The following is a 22,338-nucleotide window of genomic DNA, read 5'->3' on the forward strand; positions in this document are numbered from 1 at the left end:
CAACGCCGCAGACGGCGGTCAGGTCGCGTCGTTGCGGAGCACCAGGATGGCGATGTCGTCCCGAGGTGGCTCGACCGAGAAGTTGATCGCGGCGGAGCGCAGCCGGGCGGCCACCACGTCGGCTGAATATCCGGCCAGGGGCGCGGCCGCGTCCCGCAGGCGGTCGGTGCCGAACAGCTCCCGGCCCCGCCGGCGCTCGGTGACGCCATCGGTGTAGAAGATCAGCGAGTCGCCCGGTGCGAGAGCGATCTTCGCGGTCGGCGAGGTGATCGTGTCGAGCAGGCCGAGTGCGGTGCCGCCGGTGCCGACGAACCCCGCGCCGCCCGCGCCGGCCAGCAGCACCGGCCGGTCATGTCCGGCCAGGTGCAGCGACACGTCCAGCTGGTCGCCCTCGCCCGGGCCGACCGCCGCCAGCGCCAACGTGCAGTACCGGCCGCCACCCCGCTCGACCAGCGTCTCGTTGAGCCGCGCCAATGCCTCCGGCAGCGGTTTGCCGTCGCCGACGAGGACCCGGATCACGTCCCGGACCAGTCCGGTCACCGCAGCGGCCTGGACACCCTTGCCCGAGACGTCGCCGATCACCACCAGCCAACGCCCGTCGGGCAGCGGCACCACGTCGTAGAAGTCGCCGCCGACCTCGGCGTCGTCGCCGGTCGGGACGTACTCGGCCGCGAAGCCGATCCCGTCCACCAGCGGCAGCACCGGTGGCAGCAGGGACTGCTGAAGCGTCTGCGCCACGCGGCGGCGCTCGGCGTGGATCCGGGCGTTCTCGATCGCCAGCGCGGCCCGGCGGGCCACGTCCTCCAACACGGCGACCTCGTCCGGGTCGTGCCGGTGTCGCTGGTGCCGCCCCACGGCCAGGGTGCCGAGCCGCTGCCCGCGGGCGATCAGCGGCACCGCGAAACCCTCCATCGGGCCGCCCAGGGGGATCTGCGCCGCGCTGCGGGACGCCTCGCGCAGGCGAGCCTGGATCGAGTCCGGCCCGGTCTCCGCCAGCACCTTGTGCAGTTGCGGAAGCATCGACTCGTCGGCGTGGCTGGCCGCTGCCAGCCGCAGCCGGCCCCACTCGTCGGTGGTGTGCACCGCACACCACTGGCCGAGCCGCGGCACCACCAACTGCGGCACCAGCGCCATGGTCAGGTCGACATCCAGCGACTGGGCGAGCAGCTCACTGGCCTCGGCCAGGAACGTCAGCCACACCTGCCGGCGGATGTCGGTCCTGCGCAGCCGGTCGTTCTCCAGGTGCAGCGACAGCCGCTCGGCGGTCAGCACCGCCAACGGCCGGGCGTACGCCGACGGCGCCGCGTCCAGCTCCAGCTCCCCGGCGTACGGGCGGTGCACCGTCAACGGCACCCGGAGCAGGTCGCTGCCGGGGCGGGGCGGCCGACCGAAGCGGGCCAACACCTGACGGCCCTGCCCGTCGCCCCGGTCGAGGCGGATCGAGCCCCCGGCCGCGCCCACCATCTCGGCGACGCGGCTGAGCAGGTTGGTGGCGAAGTCGGGCAGCGGGTCGTCCGCGTACAGGTCGGGGGCGGTCTGCATGAGTTCGCTCATCGCGCTGGCGCTCGGCGTGGACCCGTCCGCGCTGGTGGCAGGCCCGGCGCTGGCCGGGGTCGACCCGCCGGCCGCGGTGCCCTCGGCCGGCGGCTCGGTGCCGGGACGGTCCAGCCGGAACCAGACGCCCTTCCCGGTGGGCAGGTACGTCGTGCCCCAGCGGCTGGCGAAGTGGTCGACCAGCAGCAGGCCCCGGCCCCGCTCGGAGACCTCGTTGATCTCGGTGGAGTCGTTGCGGGCACCGACGGTCAGCTCGTCACCGGAGCCGGGCGCGAAGTCGGAGACGGTGACGGTCAGCCCGATCTCGTCGGCGACGACCTCGATGTCCAACTCGGTGCGCGCGTGCTCCACGGCGTTGGTGGTCAGCTCGGTGGTGAGCAGCAGGGCCTCGTTGGCCAGCTCGTCGAGGTGTGACTCGGTCAACACCGAGCGGACCACGGCGCGGGCGGCGGCCGGCGTACGACGGTCTGCGGGCAGGCGGACACGCCGGACCGCCCCGTCCCGGGCCCCGGCCGTCGCGGGCCCCGCCTCGGCTGACACCCCCGTATCCTCCACCGTCCCCCTGCCGGGTGCCAAGCTGATCACCTTGTCGCGCCTCCCTCCCTGGCGGAGGAAGCGCACGCACCGTATCAACGCTTCCAGTAGAGCAGGGGCCCCTTCCGGCCAGCGCACCCTTCACCGGTATGCGTCGGTCGGGCGGGTTCGGCACCGCTGCGAGGTCTGCGGCGGGCTGTGCCGGATCGGCCTCCGTCGAGCCGGTCCGGATGGCGATCCCGGCCACCTGGCGGGTCGCGCACCCTGGCACTACGGCTCCCGCGGGCACAATATGGGGTGCCGGTGTGTCCGCACGGACCGGCGCCCCCGAGTTGAGCGAGGAATGATGACCACGGCGAAGCAGTCGGTGGCGGATCCGTCCGCGCCCGACCACGAGGCGCTCCTCGGTGAGTTGACCGAGGCACTGCGACGGATCGGTCGCGGCGACCTGAAGGTCCGGCTTCCCCGCCGCGCCGGCAAGGCGGGTGAGGTGGCGGACGCCTTCAACGAGGTGGTCTCGCTCCAGGAGCGTCATCATCTGGACCTGCGGCGGATCAGCCGGATCGTCGGTCGCGACGGCCGGCTCACCGAGCGGCTGGACGACGAGGGGCTGGACGGCTCCTGGGCCGAGGGGCAGCGGGCGATCAACTCGCTGATCGACGACCTGGGCCGACCGACCACCGAGATCGCCCGGGTCATCGTGGCGGTAGCGGACGGCGACCTGTCCCAGCACATGGCGTTGGAGATCGACGGCCGGCCGCTGCGCGGTGAGTACCTGCGCATCGGGCGCACCGTGAACACGATGGTCGACCAGTTGTCCTCGTTCTCGAACGAGGTGACCCGGGTGGCCCGTGAGGTCGGCACCGAGGGCAAGTTGGGGGGCCAGGCCGACGTTCGGGGCGTCGCCGGCACCTGGAAGGACCTCACCGACTCGGTGAACACCATGGCGTCGAACCTCACCGGCCAGGTGCGGTCGATCTCGCAGGTGGCGACGGCGGTGGCCAAGGGCGACCTGTCGCAGAAGATCACGGTGGGCGCGCGCGGTGAGGTCGCCGAGTTGGCGGCCACGATGAACTACCTCACCGACACGCTGCGGCTCTTCGCCGAGCAGGTGACCCGGGTGGCCCGCGAGGTGGGCACCGAGGGCAAGCTGGGCGGCCAGGCCGAGGTGCCGAACGTGGCCGGCACGTGGAAGGACCTGACCGACAGCGTCAACTCGATGGCGTCGAACCTGACCGCCCAGGTCCGCAACATCGCCCAGGTGTCGACGGCGGTGGCGCGCGGTGACCTGTCGCAGAAGATCACGGTGGCGGCGCAGGGCGAGATCCTGGAGCTGAAGGACACCGTCAACACGATGGTGGACCAGTTGTCGTCGTTCGCCGACGAGGTGACCCGGGTGGCCCGTGAGGTGGGCATCGAGGGCAAGTTGGGCGGTCAGGCCCAGGTGCGGGGCGTCTCCGGCACCTGGCGGGACCTCACCGAGAACGTCAACCAGCTCGCCGGCAACCTGACCAGCCAGGTCCGCAACATCTCCCAGGTCTCCACCGCCGTGGCGAAGGGCGACCTGTCGCAGAAGATCACTGTCGACGCCCAGGGCGAGATTCTGGAGCTGAAGAACACGGTCAACACGATGGTCGACCAGTTGTCGTCGTTCGCCGACGAGGTGACCCGGGTGGCCCGTGAGGTGGGCACCGAGGGCAACCTGGGTGGTCAGGCGCAGGTGAAGGGCGTCAGTGGTACGTGGCGCGACCTCACGGACAACGTGAACTCGATGGCGTCGAACCTGACCAGCCAGGTCCGCAACATCGCCTCGGTGACCACCGCCGTGGCGAAGGGTGACCTGTCGCAGAAGATCACGGTGGACGCGCGGGGCGAGATCCTGGAGCTGAAGTCGACTGTCAACACGATGGTGGACCAGTTGTCGTCGTTCGCCGACGAGGTGACCCGGGTGGCCCGTGAGGTGGGCACCGAGGGCAAGCTCGGCGGCCAGGCCCAGGTGCGTGGCGTCGCCGGCACCTGGCGGGACCTGACCGACAACGTGAACTCGATGGCGTCGAACCTGACCGCCCAGGTCCGCAACATCGCCCAGGTCTCCACGGCGGTGGCGAAGGGTGACCTGTCGCAGAAGATCACGGTGGACGCGCGGGGCGAGATCTTGGAGCTGAAGTCGACTGTCAACACGATGGTGGACCAGTTGTCGTCGTTCGCCGACGAGGTGACCCGGGTGGCCCGTGAGGTGGGCACCGAGGGCAAGCTGGGCGGTCAGGCGCAGGTCAAGGGTGTCAGTGGCACCTGGCGGGACCTGACCGACAACGTGAACTCGATGGCCTCGAACCTGACCAGCCAGGTCCGCAACATCGCCTCGGTGACCACCGCCGTGGCAAAGGGCGACCTGTCGCAGAAGATCACCGTGGACGCCCAGGGCGAGATCCTGGAACTCAAGTCGACTGTCAACACGATGGTCGACCAGCTGTCGTCGTTCGCCGACGAGGTGACCCGGGTCGCCCGCGAGGTCGGCATCGAGGGCAAGCTGGGCGGTCAGGCGCAGGTGAAGGGTGTTTCCGGCACCTGGCGGGACCTCACCGAAAACGTCAACCAGCTCGCCTCGACGCTGACCACGCAGTTGCGGGCCATCGCCCAGGTGTCCACGTCGGTGACCAGGGGCGACCTGACCCAGCGGATCGCCGTCAAGGCGCAGGGCGAGGTCGCCGAGCTGAAGGACAACATCAACCAGATGATCGTCACCCTCCGGGAGACGACCAAGAAGAACGCCGAGCAGGGCTGGTTGGACTCCAACCTGGCCCGCATCGGCGGCCTCTTGCAGGGCCAGCGCGACCTCGGCGAGGTCTGCCGCATGATCATGACGGAGGTGACCCCGCTGGTCGAAGCCCAGCTTGGTGCCTTCTTCCTGGCCGACGACACCGACGGCAGCATGCGACTGCGGCTCACCTCCTCGTACGGGTACGTGGCGAGGGGCAACGACGTCACCTTCGGGCCGGGCGAGGGGCTGGTCGGGCAGACCGCGCTGTCCCGCCGCACGATCCGGGTCAGCGCCTCCCCGGACAGCCGGCTCACCCTGCGTTCGGGTCTGGCCGAAACGCCCCCGTCCGACCTGGTGGTGCTCCCCGTGCTCTTCGAGGGCGAGCTGCTCGGCGTGATCGAGTTCGCCAGCGTGTCGGCCTTCTCCGACCTGCACCTCGCGTTCCTGGAGCGGCTGGTGCTCACCATCGGCATCGCGGTGAACACCATCCAGGCCAACCGGCGTACGGAGGAGCTGCTGGCCCAGTCGCAGCGGCTGGCGCACGAGATGCAGGAACAGTCGGCGGAGTTGCAGCGCACCAACGCCGAGCTGGAGGAGAAGGCCACTCTGCTCTCCGAGCAGAAGGGCAACATCGAGACGAAGAACCGGGAGATCGAGCTGGCCCGGCTGGGCCTGGAGGAGAAGGCGCAGCAGTTGACCCGCGCCTCGGCCTACAAGTCCGAGTTCCTGGCGAACATGAGCCACGAGCTGCGTACGCCGCTCAACTCGTTGCTGCTGTTGGCCCGCCTGCTGGCGGAGAACTCGGAGCAGAACCTCAGCCCGAAGCAGATCGAGTTCGCCCGGACCATCCACGGGTCCGGCTCGGACCTGCTGCGCCTGATCGACGACATCCTCGACCTGTCCAAGATCGAGGCGGGCCGGATGGACGTCGAGCCGACCGAGATCCGCTTCGCCGAGCTGCGTGGCTACGTCGAGCAGGCGTTCGCGCCGCAGGCCGAGGAGAAGAACCTGGACTTCCAGGTACGCGTCAGCAAGGATCTGCCGCCGGCGTTGGTGACCGACGCGCAGCGGTTGCAGCAGATCCTGCGCAACCTGCTCTCCAACGCGGTGAAGTTCACCGACAACGGTGCGGTGACGCTGCGGATCGCCCCGGCGGCGGAGAACGCGGTCTTCGACGTGCCGGCGCTGACCAACGCCCAGCAGGTCATCGCGTTCACCGTGATCGACACCGGGATCGGCATCTCCGACGACAAGTTGTCGATCATCTTCGAGGCGTTCCAGCAGGCGGACGGCACGACCAGCCGCCGCTACGGCGGCACCGGCCTGGGCCTGTCGATCAGTCGCGACCTGGCCCGCCTGATCGGCGGCACCATCACCGTGTCGTCCGCGCCCGGTCAGGGTTCGACGTTCACCCTGTTCGTGCCGCAGGTGCTGGCTCCGGACGCGGTGGTCGCGCCCCAGGCTCCGTCTCCGCAGCGCGCCGGTCTGCCGTCGTCGCTGCTGATGCCGCCGCTGGACCTGTTGTCGGAGCGGCCGGAGGCACCGGCCACCCGCCAACTGGACGGCGCCACCGTGCTGATCGTGGATGACGACGTCCGCAACGTCTTCGCCTTGACCAGCGCGTTGGAACTGCACGGGATGACCGTGCTGTACTCGGACAACGGAGCGGACGGTGTCCGTCTGCTGGCCGAGCATCCGGAGGTGGACATCGTGCTGATGGACGCCATGATGCCCGACCAGGACGGTTACGAGACGACCCGCCAGATCCGCCGCAACCACCGCTTCGCCGACCTGCCGGTGGTGTTCCTGACCGCGAAGGCGATGCCGGGTGACCGGGAGTCGGCGCTCGCTGCCGGGGGCAGCGACTACATCACCAAGCCGGTCGACCTGGACGACCTGATCGAGTTGATGTCGTCCTGGATCAACGGCAGCCGGACCGAGGAGACTTCGTGACCCAGATGGCCAAGGCGCTGCTCGTGGACGACCGGCGGCAGAATCTGACGGCCCTGGAGGCGATCCTCCAGGGCCTGCCGGTCCAGTCCGTGGCGGTGGAGAGCGGTGAGGCGGCCCTCAAGCAGCTGTTGGTGGACGACTTCGCGGTGATCCTGCTGGACGCGCAGATGCCGGACATGGACGGCTTCGAGACGGCGAGCCACATCAAGCGCCGCGAGCGGACCAGGCACGTGCCGATCATCTTCCTGACGGCCGCCGACCGGGACGCCCAGCTCGCTCTCCGGGGCTACCAGGTGGGCGCGGTGGACTACCTGACGAAGCCGTTCGACCCGTGGGTGCTGCGCGCCAAGGTGTCGGTCTTCGTCGAGCTGTGGGTGAAGACCCGGCAGCTGGCCGCCCAGTCCGACCTGGTCCGGGAGCGCGACACGCAGTGGCGCAGGCTCACCGACGCGGTCGACGAGGCGACCACCCTGCTGCGGTCCGACGACGGAGAGGCCCGTGACCGGGCGGTGAGCATGTTGGAGCAGGCCCGCTGGGGCAACACCGCCTGACGCGGCAGGGCGGGTCAGCCGGTGGGCTGGTCGTTGCGGATCATCAGGGCGGTGCGGAGGCCCGTGATGTCCAGGACGCGGATGAGGAAGTCACCCACGTGGGTCAGCATCAGCAGGCTCTGCGCGTGGCTGGCCTTGCGGCTGAGCACGACCAGGGTGCCCAGGCCCTGCGAGTCGCAGAAGGTGACGCCGCCGAGGTCGAGGACGATCTTCGGCGGCGGGTCGGCCAGCACCTCGTTGACCACTGTCGAGAGCTGCGCGGCCGTGAGCATGTCGATCTCACCGGCCAGGCGAAGCACAGCTTCGTCACCCGTCCGGTGTAGCGTGATGGACAGCTCGGCACGATCCACCCGGTCAGCCTAGCGCGATCCAACCGGTCCGGCCTGTTGAGGCCGCGAGCCGTCGCCGTCCAGGCCGAGCCTCCCGCATGTCGACGCTGCTGGCGGGTGCCGGCTACAGGTGAGCCTGGTAACCCCACCGCGGGGTGGCTGCTGGTGGGCCGTTCGCCGCTGACACAATGGCGGCATCGTGACCGACATATTTCCAGCCGGATCAGGCCGCTACCCGGCCGAGGCGCCGGCCTCCGAGGCCCTGTTCGACCGCGCCCGCGCCATCGTGCCGGGCGGGGTGAACTCCCCCGTGCGCGCCTTCCAGGCGGTCGGCGGCACGCCGCGTTTCATGGTCCGTGGCGAGGGCCCGTGGCTGTACGACGCCGACGGCCGCCGCTACGTCGACCTGGTCTGCTCCTGGGGTCCGCTGATCCTCGGGCACGCCCACCCGGAGGTGGTGGAGGCCGTGCAGGCTGCCGCTGCCCGGGGCACCAGCTTCGGCACTCCCACCCCGGGTGAGGTGGAGCTGGCCGCCGAGCTGGTCGACCGCACCCCGATGGAGCAGGTTCGCCTGGTCAACTCGGGCACCGAGGCCACCATGTCGGCGATCCGGCTGGCTCGTGGCTTCACCGGTCGCTCCAAAATCATCAAGTTCGCTGGTTGCTACCACGGGCATGTCGACGCCCTGCTCGCCGCCGCCGGATCCGGCGTGGCCACCCTGGGCCTGCCCGACTCACCCGGCGTGACCGGTGCGGCGGCCAGCGAGACCATCGTGCTGCCCTACAACGACATCCGGGCCGTCGAGGAGGCGTTCGCCGCCGAGGGCCCGCACATCGCAGCGGTGATCACCGAGGCGGCAGCCGGCAACATGGGTGTGGTCGCCCCCCGCGACGGCTTCAACCAGCAGCTCGCCCGGATCGCGCACGCGCACGGCGCCCTGCTCGTGGTGGACGAGGTGATGACCGGGTTCCGGGTGTCCCGCGCCGGGTGGCACGGCCTCGACGCCTCCGACGCCGACCTGTGGACGTACGGCAAGGTCATGGGTGGCGGCCTGCCCGCCGCCGCCTTCGGCGGGCGTGCGGACATCATGGCGCGACTCGCCCCGGCCGGCCCGGTCTACCAGGCCGGCACGCTCTCCGGTAACCCGCTGGCCTGCGCCGCCGGCCTGGCCACGCTGCGACTCGCCGACGAGTCGCTCTACCGCAAGCTCGACGACACGGCCGCCGTCGTGGGCAAGCTGGCGTCCGACGCGCTGGGCGCCGCCGGGGTCCCACACCGACTGTCGTACGCGGGCAGCATGTTCTCGATCTTCTTCACGGACGCCGACGTGATCGACTACGACAGCGCCCGCACCCAGCAGGTGCCGGCGTTCAAGGCGTTCTTCCACGCGATGCTCGCCGCCGGCGTCTACCTGCCGCCGAGCGCGTTCGAGTCATGGTTCGTGTCGGCGGCGATCGACGACGTCGCTCTGGAGCACATCGCGGACGCGCTGCCGACGGCGGCGAACGCGGCGGCAGCGGCTGGCCACGGGGGGTAGTGAGCGGTGAGCAAGACGGTGGTCCACGTGCTCCGGCACGGCGAGGTGTACAACCCCGACCAGATTCTCTACGGTCGGCTGCCCGGTTTCCGCCTCTCTGAGCTGGGCGTGCAGATGGCCAAGGCCGCCGCGGAGGGCCTGGCCGAGCGAGAGATCGTGCACGTGGTGGCCAGTCCGCTGGAACGCGCGCAGCAGACCGCCGAGCCGATCGCGGCCCAGTTCGGGCTCCCGGTCGGGGTGGACGAGCGGCTGATCGAGAGCGCCAACTGGTTCGAGGGCAAGAAGGTGTCGCCGGGCGACGGGTCGTTCCGTGACCCGCGCAACTGGTGGGTGCTGCGCGACCCGATGACCCCGTCCTGGGGCGAGGCGTACCGGGTGATCGCCGAGCGGATGTTCGCCGCCGTGCAGGCCGCCCGGGTCGCCGCCGAGGGGCGCGAGGCGGTGCTGGTGTCGCACCAACTCCCCATCTGGACACTGCGCCGCTACGTCGAGCGCAAGCGGCTCTGGCACGACCCGCGCAAGCGGCAGTGTGGGCTGGCGAGCCTCACCTCGTTCCACTTCGACGACGCGAAGGTGGTGGGCATCGGCTACAGCGAGCCGGCCGCGCACCTGATCGCTCTCTCCGCGACCGCCCGGACGGCCAAGGGGGCCTGATGAACGCCCGGAGGTGGACCGCCGGTCTGCTCGCCGCCGTCGCCGCGGTGGCGCTGGTCGGCTGCACGTCGAAGGGGCAGGAGAAGACCTGCACGACCACCACCGACGGGATCTTCGAGTGCGCACCGGACCAGCGCTCCGCACCCCCGAAGGTCGCCGGTGAGCTGCTGCTCGGCGGCACCTACGACGTCAGCCAGGCTCGCGGGCAGGTGGTCGTGGTCAACTTCTGGGGTTCCTGGTGCGCGCCGTGCCGTGCCGAGGCGGACGACCTGGAAGCCGTCTACCAGGCCACCAAGGGTTCCGGGGTGAGCTTCCTCGGCATCAACGTCCAGGATTCGCGGGACAAGGCCAAGGCGTTCGAGAAAGGCCGGGTCACCTATCCGAGCCTGTTCGACCCGTCGAGCAAGACGGCACTCGCGCTGGACATTCCGCCGAACAGCGTGCCGGCGACGGTGGTGCTCGACCGGGACGGTCGGATCGCCGCGGTGATCCGGGCCGCCGTCAAGCAGGAGGGCCTGCAACCGATCGTCGAGCGGATCGCGGCTGAGAAACCGGCGCCCAACTGATGGGCGAGACCTTCCGGGAGCTGGCCCTGAGCGGGCCGCTGCTGCTCGCCATCGGCGCGGCGGCGCTCGCCGGCCTGGTCAGCTTCCTCTCCCCGTGCGTGCTCCCACTCGTTCCCGGCTACCTCTCCTACGTCACCGGCCTGGCCGGTTCCGACCTCGAAGGCCGTGCGCGCAACTCGATGCCGCTGGCAGCGGAAGCTGCCGAGGCCGGCGGAGGCGTCGCGGTCCGGGAGCGGATCGCGCGGGCCGGTGCCGTCAAGGGCCGGGTGCTCGCGGGCACGCTGCTCTTCATCGCCGGCTTCACCGCCGTCTTCGTCGCCACGGCGATCCTGTTCGCCGGCATCGGCCAGGTCTTCTTCGAGTACGAGCGGCAGCTCGAAATCGTCGTCGGCGCGTTGATCATCGTGCTCGGGTTCGGCTATCTCGGGATGATCCCCGCCCTGCAACGGGAGTTCCGGATCTCCCGACTGCCGTCGGCCGGGCTGCTCGGCGCACCTGTCTTCGGCGCGGTCTTCGCACTCAGCTGGGTGCCCTGCACGGGCCCCACCCTCGGCGCCGTGATGGGCATGGCCACCGCCTCCGGGCAGAGCGACCGTGCCGTGGTGCTCGCCGTGGCGTACTGCCTCGGGTTGGGGATACCGTTCATCGTCTTCGGGCTGGGCTTCCAACGCCTGCTCGGGGTCTTCCGCGCCGTTCGGCGCAACAGCCGCTGGGTCACCCGGGTCGGCGGCGCCCTGCTCATCCTGATCGGCCTCGCGCTGGTCACCGGCGGATGGCAGAGCTTCGTGATCTGGTTGCAGACCACCGTCGGGGTGGGCGAGGTGAGCATCTGATGACGGTCGTCGACGACCGGCCGGAGACCGTGGCGCCAGCGCCACGCCGTCGGCCGAACCGCCTCCTGGCGCTGCTGCGCAACTCGTGGCGGCAGTTGACCAGCATGCGTACGGCGCTGATCCTGCTCTTCCTGCTCGCGATCGCGGCCATCCCCGGCTCGGTGCTGCCGCAGCGCGGGATCAGCCCGGAGAAGGTCAACGAGTACTTCGTCGACCACCCGGACTGGGCCCCCCGACTGGACCGGATCGGCGCGTTCGAGGTCTTCGGCTCGGTCTGGTTCTCCGCGATCTACCTGCTGCTGTTCACCTCCCTGATCGGCTGCATCACGCCCCGACTGCGGGACCACATCCGGGCGTTGCGGTCCCGCCCGCCGGCCGCGCCGAAGCGGATGGCGCGGCTGCCGCAGCACACCGTGCTGCCCGCCCCGCCCGGCGGCGCGGCGGCGATCGCCGAGGTGCTGCGCAAGCGCCGCTGGCGGGTGGAGGTCCGTGGCGACGAGGTCTCCGCCGAGAAGGGCTACCTCAAGGAGACCGGCAACCTGCTGTTCCACACGTCGTTGATCGCGGTGCTGATCAGCGTCGCCCTCGGCTCGTGGTACGGCTGGAGCGGCAACCGACTGCTGGTGGCGGGCGCGGACAACGCGTTCTGCAACACCCGGCAGCAGTACGCCGAAGCGAAGCTCGGCCCCCAGGTGGACAGCGCCGACCTGCCCCGCTTCTGCCTGCGGCTGGACGACTTCGAGGCCCGCTTCCTGCCGTCCGGTCAGCCGGAGTTCTTCAATGCCACGGTCACCGTCGACGGCCCGGACGAGCCGACCCGCAGCGCCGACTTCTCGGTGAACTCGCCGCTGCGCCTCGCCGACGCGAGCGTCTACCTGCTCGGCCACGGGTACGCCCCGGTGATCCGTTACACCGACCGGTTCGGCAACAGTCAGATCAGCGACGAGCCGTTCCTCACCACCGGCGACATGGGGCTGACGAGTGAGGGGCTGGCCGCCTTCCCGGACGCGAACGTCGACCCGTCCACCGGCCAGCGCGCACCGGACGAGCAGATGGCGTTCACCGGCATCTACCTGCCCACCGCACCCGAGCAGGCGCCGTTCGTCCGCTCGGAATACCCGACCGAGCGCAACCCGGCGCTGAACCTGGTCGCCTACCGGGGCAACCTCGGCCTGGACGCCGGCATCCCCAGCTCGGTCTACCAACTCGACCAGCGGCAGGTGCGGACCGGCAAGGTCCAGGAGGTCGGCACCAAGCTGCTCCGCAAGGGCGAGACCTGGAAGCTGGACGACGGCACCACTGTCGAGTTCCTGGGCACCGAGCGGTACGTCACCCTCTCCATCCGACACGACCCCGGCGCGACGCCACTGCTGATCAGCTGCGGCTTCCTGCTGGTCGGCCTGATGGGCTCGCTGTTCGGGCGACGCCGCCGGGTGTTCTTCCGGGTGGTGCCGGCCGACCCGGCGGAAGGATCTCCGACGGGCGGTAGTAGCTTGATGGAGGCCGGTGGGTTGCCGCGCACCGACTATCCAGGGTTCGCCGACGAGTTCGCCCAGCTCATCGCCGAGGTCAACGGCGACGAACGGGCGGCTGAGCGGGCCAGCACGGGTGCTGACTCCAGTGACCGGGCCGGTGCGCGAGAAGGAGCCGAGTGATGTCCGCACTCTCCGACAATCTGGTGACCTTCGCCATCCTGGCGTACCTGATCGCGATGATCGGTCACGCCGTGGAGTACGCGTTGGGCAACGCGCGTACCCGGGTCGCCGCTGCGGCTCCGGCGCGTGAGCTGGTGGGTGCCGGCGGCGGCATCGTGCCGACGCCGCCCGCGCCCGTACCGTCGCAGCCCGGGGCCGACCGCTCCGCGCGGCGGGCCCGCCTCGCCGGCCTGATCGGGGTGGGCGCCACCGCGGTCGCCGCCGTGCTGCACCTGGCGGCGCTGGTCACCCGTGGCCTCGCGGCCGACCGGATGCCGTGGGGCAACATGTACGAGTTCGTGCTCACTGTGACGTTCATCGGGGTCGCGGCCTGGCTGGTGGTGCTCTGGAAGCGGCCGTCGCTGCGCAAGCTCGGGCTGTTCCTCACGCTGGTGATGGTGCTGCTGGTCGCTACCGCCGAGCTGGTGTTGTACGTGCCGATCGTGCCGCTGGTGCCGGCACTGAACTCGTACTGGTTCATCATCCACGTCTCGACCATCGTGTTCGCGTCCGGCATCTTCCTGCTCGGTGCGGTGCCGGCGGTCGGCTTCCTGATGCGCAGCGGGTACGAGAACGGCAAGCGGAGCTTCCCGTACACCCTGGCCAAGCGGCTGCCCGCCGCGGTCGGGCTGGAGCGGTTGACCTTCACGCTGCACGCCTTCGCCTTCCCGATCTTCACCTTCGCGGTGATCGCAGGTGCCATCTGGGCCGAGGCGGCCTGGGGTCGGCCCTGGGGCTGGGACCCGAAGGAGACCTGGGCGTTCATCTCCTGGGTGGTGTACGCCGGTTACCTGCACGCCCGGGCCACGCCCAGCGTCAAGCGCAACGTGGCCACCTGGCTCGCGGTGCTCGGCTTCCTCACCATGCTGATGAACCTGTTCGGCGTGAACATCTTCTTCACCGGCCTGCACTCGTACGGCGGGTTGGACTGACCTGGACAACGGTGTGCGGGCCGGTCACGGATTCGTCCGTGACCGGCCCGCGTCGTTGCGGTGTGCTGGGTCAGCTCACCGTGACCGGGGCGATGTCGTTGCCCGGGTTGTCGTCCACCCGCGGGTAGCGGCTCGCCGGCTGGACCTCCCCGGCGGACCCGCCGAGGCTGTCGATCCGTAGGTCGAAGGTGGCCGTCGTGCTGGTCCCGGCGGGGAACACGGCTCCAGGGCCGTTGCAGCGCCAGAACTTCGGGGTCGCTACGCCGTCCTCCTCCTCGCCGCCATACGACGCGCAGCCCGGCGGGTCGGCCAGCACGGTGACCCCGGCGGGTGGGGTGAAGTAGAACGCACCGACGGTGTCACCGGAGTTCGTGCCGTCCGGCACGCCCGGCCCCTCGTTACGGATGCCCACGGTGACCTGGACGGTCTCGCCGGCGGCACCGGTCACGGTCGCGCCCTGGGCGACGATGTCGAAGGCGCTCCGGACCTCCCACAGATAGGTCTGACCGCCGGCGCCGTTCACCTCGACCGGAATCACGCCGAGCGGCGACCCGACCGCCCGCAGCCGCAGCGCCTGGTCGGCGTCACGGCTCTTGAGCTTCACATCGGTCGGGAGCGGACCGGCGCTGGCCAGCGGCTCCACGAACTGGGTGATCCGCTTGTCCCCGAGAGTTGCCGGGCCGACATTGGTGGGAAACCCGCCCCGCAGCTCGTGTCGCTGGCCGGGCGCGAACGTGCCCCGCATGGTGCAGACGACAACGGTGGCGAGCACCTGGTCGGTGCCGTACCGGCAGTTGCGGTAGCTGGCCGGCACGAGGCCCACCGAGAAGCGCATGGTGAGCCGCAGGTCCACGGCCGGCTGGCCGCCGGCATTAACCACGGCCACCTTGAGGGGGAGCGTGTCGCCCACCTCGACACCGGAGACGTATTCGTCGACCATGTCGAGCAGGTCGGGCCCGGACCGCACGGTGACCGTCGCCTGCTGGGTGTACGCCTCGGTCTGCTCGCCGAACGCCGTGTAGTCGAAAGTGCCCGTCGCGCCGTCCACCGCGCCGGGAGCGGCCCGGAACACCACAGGCACGGTGCCGGTGAGCGTGCCGAACTCGTCGATGGCCGTCGGCGGCATCGGGCAGGTCACCGAAGTGCCCTGGTTGACGCAGAAGTCGGGGAAGCTGGCGGTGGCCACGCCAGCGAGGCTGGTCAGGTCGATGGTCACCCGAGGCTGGGTGGCTCCGGTGCTGGTCAGGGTCAACGGCACCGTGCGGCCGGGAGCGCCGGCCGCGCCGAGCGTCACGTCGCCCAGCCAGCCATTGACCCAACCCGGGTCGTCCTCGGCCGAGGCGGGCGTTGCCGCCGCGCCGATCATCGCCGTCGCGAGGACCAGCGTGGCCAGCCCGTGCACAAGCCTGCCACGCGTAACGCGCACAGATCTCATCGATCTCCTTGGTGGGGGATGAGCCGACCGGAAGAAGCCAGGTTTGCGGCACCCCGACCCGATCGGCATCCATGATCTTAGAGATCACCTGTGACAGTTCTCGATCGGTCGACCAGGTCACGATCTTCGTCGAAACCGGATTCGGTCGGTGCCCGCCGCGCCGGTCGCCAGGTCCGCAACGTCCGCTCGACCTGGACGGTGACCTGGTAGGACACCTCCGGTAGGTCGGCCAGCTCGATCCGGTCGCCGCGCATCGCCAGTTGGGCGTGCAGCTCCCGGGCGACAGCGTCACGAAGCTCGACCAGCAGGGGCGACAACCCGTCCGGGTCGCCGACGACATAGGCGTCCGACACGCCCACCACCCTGCACCCGGCTCCCGCCGTTCCGCCACCGTGACCGCCTCGTTGATCCACTCGGTTTCCGTGAAATCGGGCTGTCCCAGCGGCGGGAGGCCCCGACTTCCTGAAAGTCGAGTGGATCTAGGCCGCTCCGCCAAACCAGCCCGGCATGTCGAGGCGGAACCAGTTTGCCGAGGCCATCGTGCGGAGGTCGTCTTCCATGGCGGTGACCCGGTCCGGGCCGAGGGTTTCGGACCACTGTGCGCGCAGCCGGTCGAAGATCTGGGCCGAGCGGCGTAGCCCGTCGGCGCCGTGCGGTGTCACCCGGACCAGTCGGCGTCGGGCGTCGGAGGGATCGTCGGCCCGCTCCAGGTAGCCGACGGCGACCAGCCGGTCGATCGTCTTGCCGGCGGCCTGTTTGGAGATGCCCAGTCGCTGGCCCAGCTCCGTGGCGGTGGTGCCGTCCGCGCCGACGGCCTGGAGCACGAACCCGTGCAGCGGCCGCAGCTCCGGATGCCCCTCCCGGGCCAGTTCGGCGTGCAGGTCGTCGATCAGCGTCCGGAAGCCCGCCAGCAGCAGCAGTGGCAGGTGGAACCCGGGGCGCGCGGGATCAGCGGTTGCCATGTTCGACAACCACGTTTACTATTTCGTCAACCACGTTGACTATCCTACGGGATGCGGCACCGACCCTCCCGACCGACGCTGCCGAAAGCAGGTAACCATGCCCGTCTTCACCGCTCACACCGCCGAGACCGCACCCGCTGCCGCCCGCCGAGCCATCGAGGGCGTACGCGGCCGGTTCGGCTGGCTGCCCACCCCGGTGGCGCTGATGGCCGACTCGCCACAGTTGCTCACCGGCTTCCTTGCCACCAGCGCGGGCTTCGAGCAGACCGACCTCGCCCCGCTGGAGCGGGAGGTGGTCATCCTGACGGTCTCCACCACCAACGAGTGCCACTTCTGCGTCGCCCTGCACACCGGCAAGCTCATCCAGCTCGGAGCGACCACCGAGCTGATCACCGCACTGCGCGCCGGCTCGGCGCTGCCCGAGCCGCGGCTGGAGGCGCTGCGCCGGTTCACGCTGGCCGTGCTCGACCACCGGGGCGCGGTGCCCGACAACGAGTTGCACGAGTTCCTGACCGCTGGCTACCAGCCCCGGCACGCGCTGGACGTGGTGCTCGGCGTCGGCGCGTACACGATGTCCACCTTCGCCAACCGGCTCACCCAGGCACCGCTCGACCCACCGCTGGCCGCCCACGCCTGGACGCCCGCCGCCTGACCGGGGGCGCCTGCCAACCGCTGCTCAGGCCGCCCCGAGGAAGTCCCGCAGCAGGGCGAGCATCTCGTCCGGGCGCTCCTCGTAGAGCCAGTGCCCGCAGTCCTCGATCACCTCGCCGCGAACCGTGTCGGCGTACCGGCGAACCTGCTCGGCGACCTGCCCGCCGAGGCTGGCCGCCGCGCCGACGGCCAGCACCGGCATCGTCAGCTTCGTGTCCCGGTACGCCGCATTGTCGGCGATGTCCTGATCGAACGCCCGGAAGTAGGCGAAGCTGGCCCGCAGATGCGCCGGGTCGCGCAGGTGGCTCGCGAACTCCTCGATGTCGGGGGCGGCGATGCTGCCCTTGCGCACCATCAGGGCGTCGGTGAACCGGTCCACCCAGAGCGACTCCCGCCCACGCACCAACTCCTCCGGGAGCCCGTTGCCGATCGAGAAGTAGCCGAAGTTCCACACTCCCGGGCCGGCCGAGGTGAGCGCCGGGAACGTGTAGATGCTCTCGTCGGGGATCGGTGCCTCGGTGAGCACCAGTCGGCTCACCCGCTGCGGATGGGCGGCGGCGTACGCGTACGCCACCATGGTCCCCAGGTCGTGCCCGACCAACCGGAGGTCACTGACCAGGCCGAGCTGGTCGAGCAGCCCGTGCAGGTCGGCGGCGACGGTCTTCTTGTCGTACCCGCCGGCCGGGGCGTCGCTGCCCCCGAAGCCGCGCAGGTCAGGTGCGACCACGTCGAAGGATCGGCTCAACTCGGGCAGCAGGTTCCGCCACATGTGCCAACACTGCGGATACCCGTGCAGCAGGACCAGTGGCGGGCCACTGCCGCCACGGACGTAGTTCATGGAGATCTGGCCGACCCGCGCCCGTTGCTCGGTGAACCCCGCCGGAACCCGCTCCGCGCCCATCGCCGCCTCCGTCCGCCGGCTGTCCGCCGCCGGCTGCCCGGCTACCCGCTCGACCGCCCACCATGCCTGCGAGTTCTGCGCCCTGACCGTTGATCCACTCGCGTTTCAGGAAGTCGGGCCATCCCGGGCCAGTGGACACCCCGACTTCCGGAAACCGAGTGGATCAAGATGCGGGCCGAGCCTCCTGACCGGCAGCCGACCGGGTCATCGCGAGTGTCACAGCACCCGGCCTGGGCCGTTCGGCACCCCGTGCGGGAGACTGGCGACATGGCGGCTCGTGGCTTCCCGTACACCGATCTCAAGGACTTCCTCGCGGCGCTGGAGCGCGCGGGGGAGCTGCGCCGGGTCGACGTCCCGGTCGACCCCACCCTGGAGATCAGCGAGGTGGTCACCCGCACGGTGCGGGCCGGCGGCCCCGCGCTGCTCTTCGAGCGCCCGACCCGGGGCGACATGCCGGTGGCGATCAACCTGTTCGGCACCGAGAAGCGCATGGCGATGGCCCTCGGGGTGGAGAACCTCGACGAGATCGGCGCGCGCATCGGCGAGCTGCTCAAGCCGGAGCTGCCGCAGGGCTTCTCGGGCATGATGGGCGGGCTCGGCAAGGTCATGCAGCTCAAGTCGATGCCGCCGAAGAAGGTCAAGACGGCCCCCTGCCAGCAGGTGGTCTACCGCGGCGACGACGTCGACCTCAACCGGTTGCCGGGGCTGCAGATCTGGCCGGGTGACGGCGGCATCTTCCACAACTTCGGGCTGACCCACACCAAGCACCCGGAGACCGGTAAGCGCAACCTCGGGCTCTACCGGCTGCAACAGCACTCGCGCAACACCATCGGCATGCACTGGCAGATCCACAAGAACTCCACTGCACACCACGCGGTCGCTGAGCGGCTCGGGCAGCGCCTGCCGGTGGCGATCGCCATCGGCGCCGACCCCGCCGTCGCATACTCGGCCAGCGCGCCACTGCCGGCCGACATCGACGAATACCTGTTCGCCGGGTTCCTGAGCGGCGAGCGCGTCGAGATGGTCGACTGCCTGACCGTGCCGCTGCAGGTGCCGGCGCACGCACAGATCGTCCTCGAGGGCTACATCGAGCCGGGCGAGCGGCTGCCGGAGGGCCCGTTCGGCGACCACACCGGCTTCTACACCCCGGTGGAGCCGTTCCCGGTGATGCACATCGAGTGCATGACCATGCAGCGCGACCCGGTCTACCACTCGATCGTCACGTCGCAGCCGCCCCAGGAGGACCACGGTCTCGGCAAGGCCACCGAGCGGATCTTCGCGCCGCTGCTGCGCTTCCTGATCCCGGACATCGTCGACTACGACCTGCCCGCCGCCGGGGTGTTCCACAACTGCGCGATCGTGTCGATCCGCAAGCGGTACCCGAAGCACGCCCAGAAGGTGATGAACGCGATCTGGGGCGCGCACATGATGTCGCTGACCAAGCTCATCGTGATCGTCGACGAGGACTGCGACGTGCACGACTACAACGAGGTCGCCTTCCGCGCCTTCGGCAACGTCGACTACGGCCGCGACCTGCTGCTCACCGAAGGGCCCGTCGACCACCTCGACCACGCTTCGTACCAGCAGTTCTGGGGTGGCAAGGCCGGCGTCGACGCCACCCGCAAGCTGCCCACCGAGGGCTACACCCGCGGTTGGCCGGAGGAGATGCGGATGAGTCCGGAAGTCACCGCCCTGGTCGACAAGCGCTGGAAGGAGTACGGGCTCTGATGGCCGTCCTCGACGCACCGGCCGAGAAGCCGGGCCGGGTCAAGTCCTTCCTCAAGCTCGTCGCGATCGAGCACTCGGTGTTCGCGCTGCCCTTCGCGTATCTGTCGGCGCTGAGCGCCATGCAGGTCAACGGCGGACGGGTGCGCTGGTGGGACCTGCTGCTGATCACCGTGGCGATGGTCGGAGCGCGGACGTTCGCCATGGCCGCCAACCGGATCCTCGACCGGCGGATCGACGCGCGGAACCCGCGTACCGCCGGCCGGGAACTGGTCACCGGGGCCGTGAGCGTGCGGACGGCCTGGACCGGCGCGGCCGTCGCGCTGGTGGTCTTCCTCGCCGCCGCCGCCCTGCTCAACCCGCTCTGCCTGGTGCTCGCGCCGCTGGCCGTGGTGCCGCTGGTCGTCTATCCCTACGCCAAGCGGTTCACCAACTGGCCGCACGCCATCCTCGGGATCGCCCAGGCGGTCGGCCCGGTCGGCGCCTGGCTGGCCGTCACCGGCACCCTGGACGGCTCCTGGCCGGCCTGGCTGCTCGGCGTGGGGGTCGGGCTGTGGATCGGCGGCTTCGACCTGATCTACGCCTGCCAGGACTCCGAAATCGATCAGGAGATCGGCGTGCACAGCGTGCCGGCCCGTTACGGTCGGCGCTTCGCCCTGCACGCCTCCACTGTCGCGCACGTGGTGACCTTCGGGTTGTTCGTCTGGTTCGGCGCGCTGATCGGCTTCGGCTGGCTCTGGTGGATCGGGCTCGTGCTGACCGCTGTGGCGTTCGGCTACCAGCACCTGGTGGTCACGCCGACCGACCTGAGCAAGGTCAATCGGGCGTTCTTCACCGCCAACGGGTTCGTCGGCATCGCGCTGTTCGTGTTCGCCCTGCTCGATCTTGTGGTGCGGCTGGGGCTGCGCGCCTAGGGCCTGTGTCGTCATCGGCGGACCCTCTGACCCGGTAGCCCTCGGGGTCAGCTCCGGGATGCCGAATACCGGGCGCTCTCCATCGACCAGTCGATCGTCCCCCGCACCGAGCGGGCGACTCCCTCGACGTGCGCGGCCACCGCCCGGTCCAGCTCCGGGCCGAAGGACGGGACAGTGGCCCGCAGCTCCATGAATCGGCCCATCGTCGTGCGCCAGCGGGCCACCGCCGCCTCCACGGCCCGCTCGTCCGGCAGGCGCTGCTCCCGTGCGATGGCCAGCACCAGGTTGTGCCCGCCCGAGGTGGCCCTGTCCTTCTCCAACGACACCAGGTCGTTGAACCAGGAGAGCAGGTCGTTGCCGGTTGCCGCGAGCGCCCGTAGCGCCGGGTGGTGGTAGACGGGGTCTGGCAGCGCGTGACCGGTGACGAACTCGATCATGGTGTACGACACGTACGCCGCCGAGGTCGCCCGGCGCAGCTCAACGTATTCGGAGACGGCGGGGACGTGGCCCCTGGTCTTGTTCTCCGCCTCCGTCCGGTCGCCCGCCAGGTGGTGGGCGACCGCGTCAGCGAAGCGCTGCTGCCAGGGCGGGGGCATCCGGGCACGCGGCGCCTGCCACGCGTCCGCGAGCATCTGGCGCAGCGGTCCCCGGAACCCTGCCGTGCGGGCGCCGGGGCCGTGGCGCAGCACGTGGAGCACGCCGTCCCGCAAGGCAGCGACGTCCGCGCCGCTCGCACCGTGCGGTCCGTCGCAGGCGTCGTCGAGCAGGAAGAACCAGGTCCAGAGGGCGGCGACCGTATGCAGGTCGGCGGCGCTGGCGTCAGGGTAGAGCCGACCCGCGTACCAGGCGATGCGACCGGCATCCAGCCGACACAGCTCGTCGTCGTCCAGCGGCAGGTCGAAGCGGCGCACCCAGCCCGCCAGCCACTCCTGGGTCGCCTCGGCATGCGGCGAGCACCGCGAGGGAAGGGGACACTCGGCACGTAGTGCGCGGGCTGCCGCCACCGTCATCGGTCGTACCGTCCCTCCGGTTGCCGCACAGAGGTTTTCCCCCCCATCCGAGCATGTCAGAAATCGGCTGTCGATGATGTCCGTCGCGGTCCGGGAGGACGGCGGACGGGCGAGGGCGGGGGGCCACGGCACGGCGCCCGGCCGGACCAGGCAGGCTGGGGGCATGCGCGAACCATGGGTGGTCGGAGTCTCCGGCGCTTCCGGTACGCCGTACGCGGCGGCCGTCATCGGCGGACTTCTCGACGCGGGCGAGCCCGTGGACCTGATCGTGTCCCGCGCGGCACGACTCACCGTGCTCGACGAGACCGGCCGATCGTTCCGCGACGGGCACTGGGCCGAGGACCTCTCGGCCTGGCTCGACCGGGACCTGACCGGGGCGGATGTGCGGCACTGGCCGGCCGGCGACCTGGCCGCCGGGCCGAGCAGCGGCTCATACCGGGTACGCGGGATGGCCGTGGTCCCGGCCAGCACGGCAGCCTGCGCCGGGATCGCGATCGGGCTCTCCAAGGACCTGTTGCAGCGTGCCGCCGAGGTCAACCTCAAGGAACGCCGCCCGGTGGTGGTGGTCCCCCGGGAGACACCGGTGACCCGCAGCCACCTGGAGCACCTCGTCGCGCTGCACGACGCGGGCGCGGTGGTGCTGCCGGCCAGCCCTGGCTTCTACGGGGCTGGCGCGGCCGCCACCGCCCAGCAGTTGGTCGACTTCGTGGCCGGCAAGGTGCTCGACGCGCTCGGCGTCCCACACACCCTGTTCCGTCGGTGGTCCGGGCAGCTCGGCGCGACCCGGACCTGAGCCGGCCTGATCCTCAGTCCGCGCCGCCGTGCCGCCCGGCGGTCGTCGG

19 protein-coding genes are annotated in these 22,338 nt (G+C 70.6%); 12 read left to right on the plus strand and 7 right to left on the minus strand.

Features of this window, described 5'->3' with window-relative positions; genetic code table 11:
* Window positions 1–18: 18 nt before the first annotated feature.
* Window positions 19–2,094, minus strand: a complete 2,076-nt coding sequence (locus CLT68_RS07940) for a SpoIIE family protein phosphatase (RefSeq protein ID WP_099849827.1) — start codon at window positions 2,092–2,094, stop codon at window positions 19–21.
* Between the two features lie 340 nt (window positions 2,095–2,434).
* On the opposite strand from CLT68_RS07940, the gene CLT68_RS07945 reads away from it, so the two are divergent.
* Window positions 2,435–6,802, plus strand: coding sequence for a HAMP domain-containing protein (locus CLT68_RS07945; protein WP_099856902.1), 4,368 nt, complete (start codon window positions 2,435–2,437; stop codon window positions 6,800–6,802).
* Window positions 6,799–7,353, plus strand: a complete 555-nt coding sequence (locus CLT68_RS07950; RefSeq protein ID WP_099849829.1) for a response regulator — start codon at window positions 6,799–6,801, stop codon at window positions 7,351–7,353. The genes CLT68_RS07945 and CLT68_RS07950 overlap by 4 nt, the downstream gene beginning before the upstream one ends.
* Before the next feature lie 14 nt (window positions 7,354–7,367).
* Here CLT68_RS07950 and CLT68_RS07955 read toward each other — a convergent pair whose 3' ends face one another.
* Complete coding sequence (locus tag CLT68_RS07955) at window positions 7,368–7,703, minus strand: STAS domain-containing protein (protein WP_099849831.1); 336 nt, start codon at window positions 7,701–7,703, stop codon at window positions 7,368–7,370.
* A 178-nt stretch (window positions 7,704–7,881) separates the two neighbouring features.
* Between CLT68_RS07955 and hemL the strand changes: the two genes are divergently transcribed.
* Genes hemL through ccsB form a run of 6 tightly spaced genes read left to right on the plus strand, consistent with a single transcriptional unit; the run spans window position 7,882 to window position 13,898 of the window.
* Entirely contained in the window at window positions 7,882–9,219 is a 1,338-nt protein-coding gene (gene hemL, locus CLT68_RS07960) for a glutamate-1-semialdehyde 2,1-aminomutase (RefSeq protein WP_099849833.1), read from the plus strand.
* Between the two features lie 6 nt (window positions 9,220–9,225).
* Window positions 9,226–9,873: a histidine phosphatase family protein gene (locus tag CLT68_RS07965; protein WP_099849835.1), complete on the plus strand. Its 648-nt coding sequence runs from the start codon at window positions 9,226–9,228 to the stop codon at window positions 9,871–9,873.
* Complete coding sequence (locus CLT68_RS07970) at window positions 9,873–10,439, plus strand: TlpA family protein disulfide reductase (RefSeq protein WP_088951073.1); 567 nt, start codon at window positions 9,873–9,875, stop codon at window positions 10,437–10,439. The genes CLT68_RS07965 and CLT68_RS07970 overlap by 1 nt, the downstream gene beginning before the upstream one ends.
* Complete coding sequence (locus tag CLT68_RS07975) at window positions 10,439–11,272, plus strand: cytochrome c biogenesis protein CcdA (RefSeq protein ID WP_099849837.1); 834 nt, start codon at window positions 10,439–10,441, stop codon at window positions 11,270–11,272. Before CLT68_RS07970 ends, CLT68_RS07975 begins: the two co-directional genes overlap by 1 nt.
* A complete protein-coding gene (gene resB / locus CLT68_RS07980) occupies window positions 11,272–12,927 on the plus strand; it encodes a cytochrome c biogenesis protein ResB (RefSeq protein WP_099849838.1) in 1,656 nt (551 codons plus the stop codon). The genes CLT68_RS07975 and resB overlap by 1 nt, the downstream gene beginning before the upstream one ends.
* Window positions 12,927–13,898, plus strand: coding sequence for a c-type cytochrome biogenesis protein CcsB (gene ccsB / locus CLT68_RS07985; RefSeq protein ID WP_099849840.1), 972 nt, complete (start codon window positions 12,927–12,929; stop codon window positions 13,896–13,898). Before resB ends, ccsB begins: the two co-directional genes overlap by 1 nt.
* A 70-nt stretch (window positions 13,899–13,968) precedes the next feature.
* Here the strand turns inward: ccsB and CLT68_RS07990 are convergent, their stop codons facing one another.
* From CLT68_RS07990 to CLT68_RS08000, 3 genes are all read right to left on the minus strand, one after another.
* A complete protein-coding gene (locus CLT68_RS07990) occupies window positions 13,969–15,333 on the minus strand; it encodes a hypothetical protein (protein ID WP_143743147.1) in 1,365 nt (454 codons plus the stop codon).
* Between the two features lie 77 nt (window positions 15,334–15,410).
* Window positions 15,411–15,686, minus strand: a complete 276-nt coding sequence (locus CLT68_RS07995; RefSeq protein WP_099856904.1) for a hypothetical protein — start codon at window positions 15,684–15,686, stop codon at window positions 15,411–15,413.
* A gap of 126 nt (window positions 15,687–15,812) precedes the next feature.
* A complete protein-coding gene (locus tag CLT68_RS08000; protein WP_099849845.1) occupies window positions 15,813–16,295 on the minus strand; it encodes a MarR family winged helix-turn-helix transcriptional regulator in 483 nt (160 codons plus the stop codon).
* A gap of 97 nt (window positions 16,296–16,392) precedes the next feature.
* On the opposite strand from CLT68_RS08000, the gene CLT68_RS08005 reads away from it, so the two are divergent.
* A complete protein-coding gene (locus CLT68_RS08005) occupies window positions 16,393–16,947 on the plus strand; it encodes a carboxymuconolactone decarboxylase family protein (protein ID WP_099849847.1) in 555 nt (184 codons plus the stop codon).
* A gap of 24 nt (window positions 16,948–16,971) precedes the next feature.
* Here CLT68_RS08005 and CLT68_RS08010 read toward each other — a convergent pair whose 3' ends face one another.
* Window positions 16,972–17,847 carry an alpha/beta fold hydrolase gene (locus CLT68_RS08010; RefSeq protein ID WP_099849849.1) on the minus strand — a complete coding sequence of 292 codons (876 nt, stop codon included), beginning with the start codon at window positions 17,845–17,847 and terminating at the stop codon, window positions 16,972–16,974.
* A gap of 267 nt (window positions 17,848–18,114) precedes the next feature.
* Between CLT68_RS08010 and CLT68_RS08015 the strand changes: the two genes are divergently transcribed.
* Window positions 18,115–19,575, plus strand: a complete 1,461-nt coding sequence (locus CLT68_RS08015; RefSeq protein ID WP_099849851.1) for a menaquinone biosynthesis decarboxylase — start codon at window positions 18,115–18,117, stop codon at window positions 19,573–19,575.
* The gene (gene mqnP / locus CLT68_RS08020; protein ID WP_099849853.1) at window positions 19,575–20,486 is read left to right on the plus strand and encodes a menaquinone biosynthesis prenyltransferase MqnP; all 912 of its coding nucleotides are present in this window, start codon (window positions 19,575–19,577) and stop codon (window positions 20,484–20,486) included. The genes CLT68_RS08015 and mqnP overlap by 1 nt, the downstream gene beginning before the upstream one ends.
* Window positions 20,487–20,533: 47 nt before the next feature.
* On the opposite strand, the gene CLT68_RS08025 is transcribed toward mqnP, so the two are convergent.
* On the minus strand, window positions 20,534–21,496 hold the full coding sequence (locus tag CLT68_RS08025) for a terpene synthase family protein (protein ID WP_099849855.1): 963 nt from the start codon (window positions 21,494–21,496) through the stop codon (window positions 20,534–20,536).
* Window positions 21,497–21,659: 163 nt separating this feature from the next.
* Here CLT68_RS08025 and CLT68_RS08030 point away from each other — a divergent pair, with 163 nt between their 5' ends.
* Window positions 21,660–22,289 (plus strand): UbiX family flavin prenyltransferase, encoded by a 630-nt coding sequence (locus CLT68_RS08030; RefSeq protein ID WP_099849857.1) that lies wholly within the window; start codon window positions 21,660–21,662, stop codon window positions 22,287–22,289.
* The last annotated feature ends 49 nt before the right edge of the window (window positions 22,290–22,338 follow it).

It is taken from the genome of Micromonospora sp. CNZ299, assembly GCF_002754415.1.

Bases quoted from the DNA above. Each gene is read 5' to 3' on its own strand.
- CLT68_RS07945 (WP_099856902.1), top strand. From the start codon at position 2,435: ATGACCACGGCGAAGCAGTCGGTGGCGGATCCGTCCGCGCCCGACCAC.
- CLT68_RS07970 (WP_088951073.1), top strand. From the start codon at position 9,873: ATGAACGCCCGGAGGTGGACCGCCGGTCTGCTCGCCGCCGTCGCCGCG.
- CLT68_RS07975 (WP_099849837.1), top strand. From the start codon at position 10,439: ATGGGCGAGACCTTCCGGGAGCTGGCCCTGAGCGGGCCGCTGCTGCTC.
- resB (WP_099849838.1), top strand. From the start codon at position 11,272: ATGACGGTCGTCGACGACCGGCCGGAGACCGTGGCGCCAGCGCCACGC.
- ccsB (WP_099849840.1), top strand. From the start codon at position 12,927: ATGTCCGCACTCTCCGACAATCTGGTGACCTTCGCCATCCTGGCGTAC.
- CLT68_RS07990 (WP_143743147.1), bottom strand. From the start codon at position 15,333: ATGAGATCTGTGCGCGTTACGCGTGGCAGGCTTGTGCACGGGCTGGCC.
- CLT68_RS08000 (WP_099849845.1), bottom strand. From the start codon at position 16,295: ATGGCAACCGCTGATCCCGCGCGCCCCGGGTTCCACCTGCCACTGCTG.
- CLT68_RS08005 (WP_099849847.1), top strand. From the start codon at position 16,393: ATGCCCGTCTTCACCGCTCACACCGCCGAGACCGCACCCGCTGCCGCC.
- CLT68_RS08010 (WP_099849849.1), bottom strand. From the start codon at position 17,847: ATGGGCGCGGAGCGGGTTCCGGCGGGGTTCACCGAGCAACGGGCGCGG.
- CLT68_RS08015 (WP_099849851.1), top strand. From the start codon at position 18,115: ATGGCGGCTCGTGGCTTCCCGTACACCGATCTCAAGGACTTCCTCGCG.
- mqnP (WP_099849853.1), top strand. From the start codon at position 19,575: ATGGCCGTCCTCGACGCACCGGCCGAGAAGCCGGGCCGGGTCAAGTCC.
- CLT68_RS08025 (WP_099849855.1), bottom strand. From the start codon at position 21,496: ATGACGGTGGCGGCAGCCCGCGCACTACGTGCCGAGTGTCCCCTTCCC.
- CLT68_RS08030 (WP_099849857.1), top strand. From the start codon at position 21,660: ATGCGCGAACCATGGGTGGTCGGAGTCTCCGGCGCTTCCGGTACGCCG.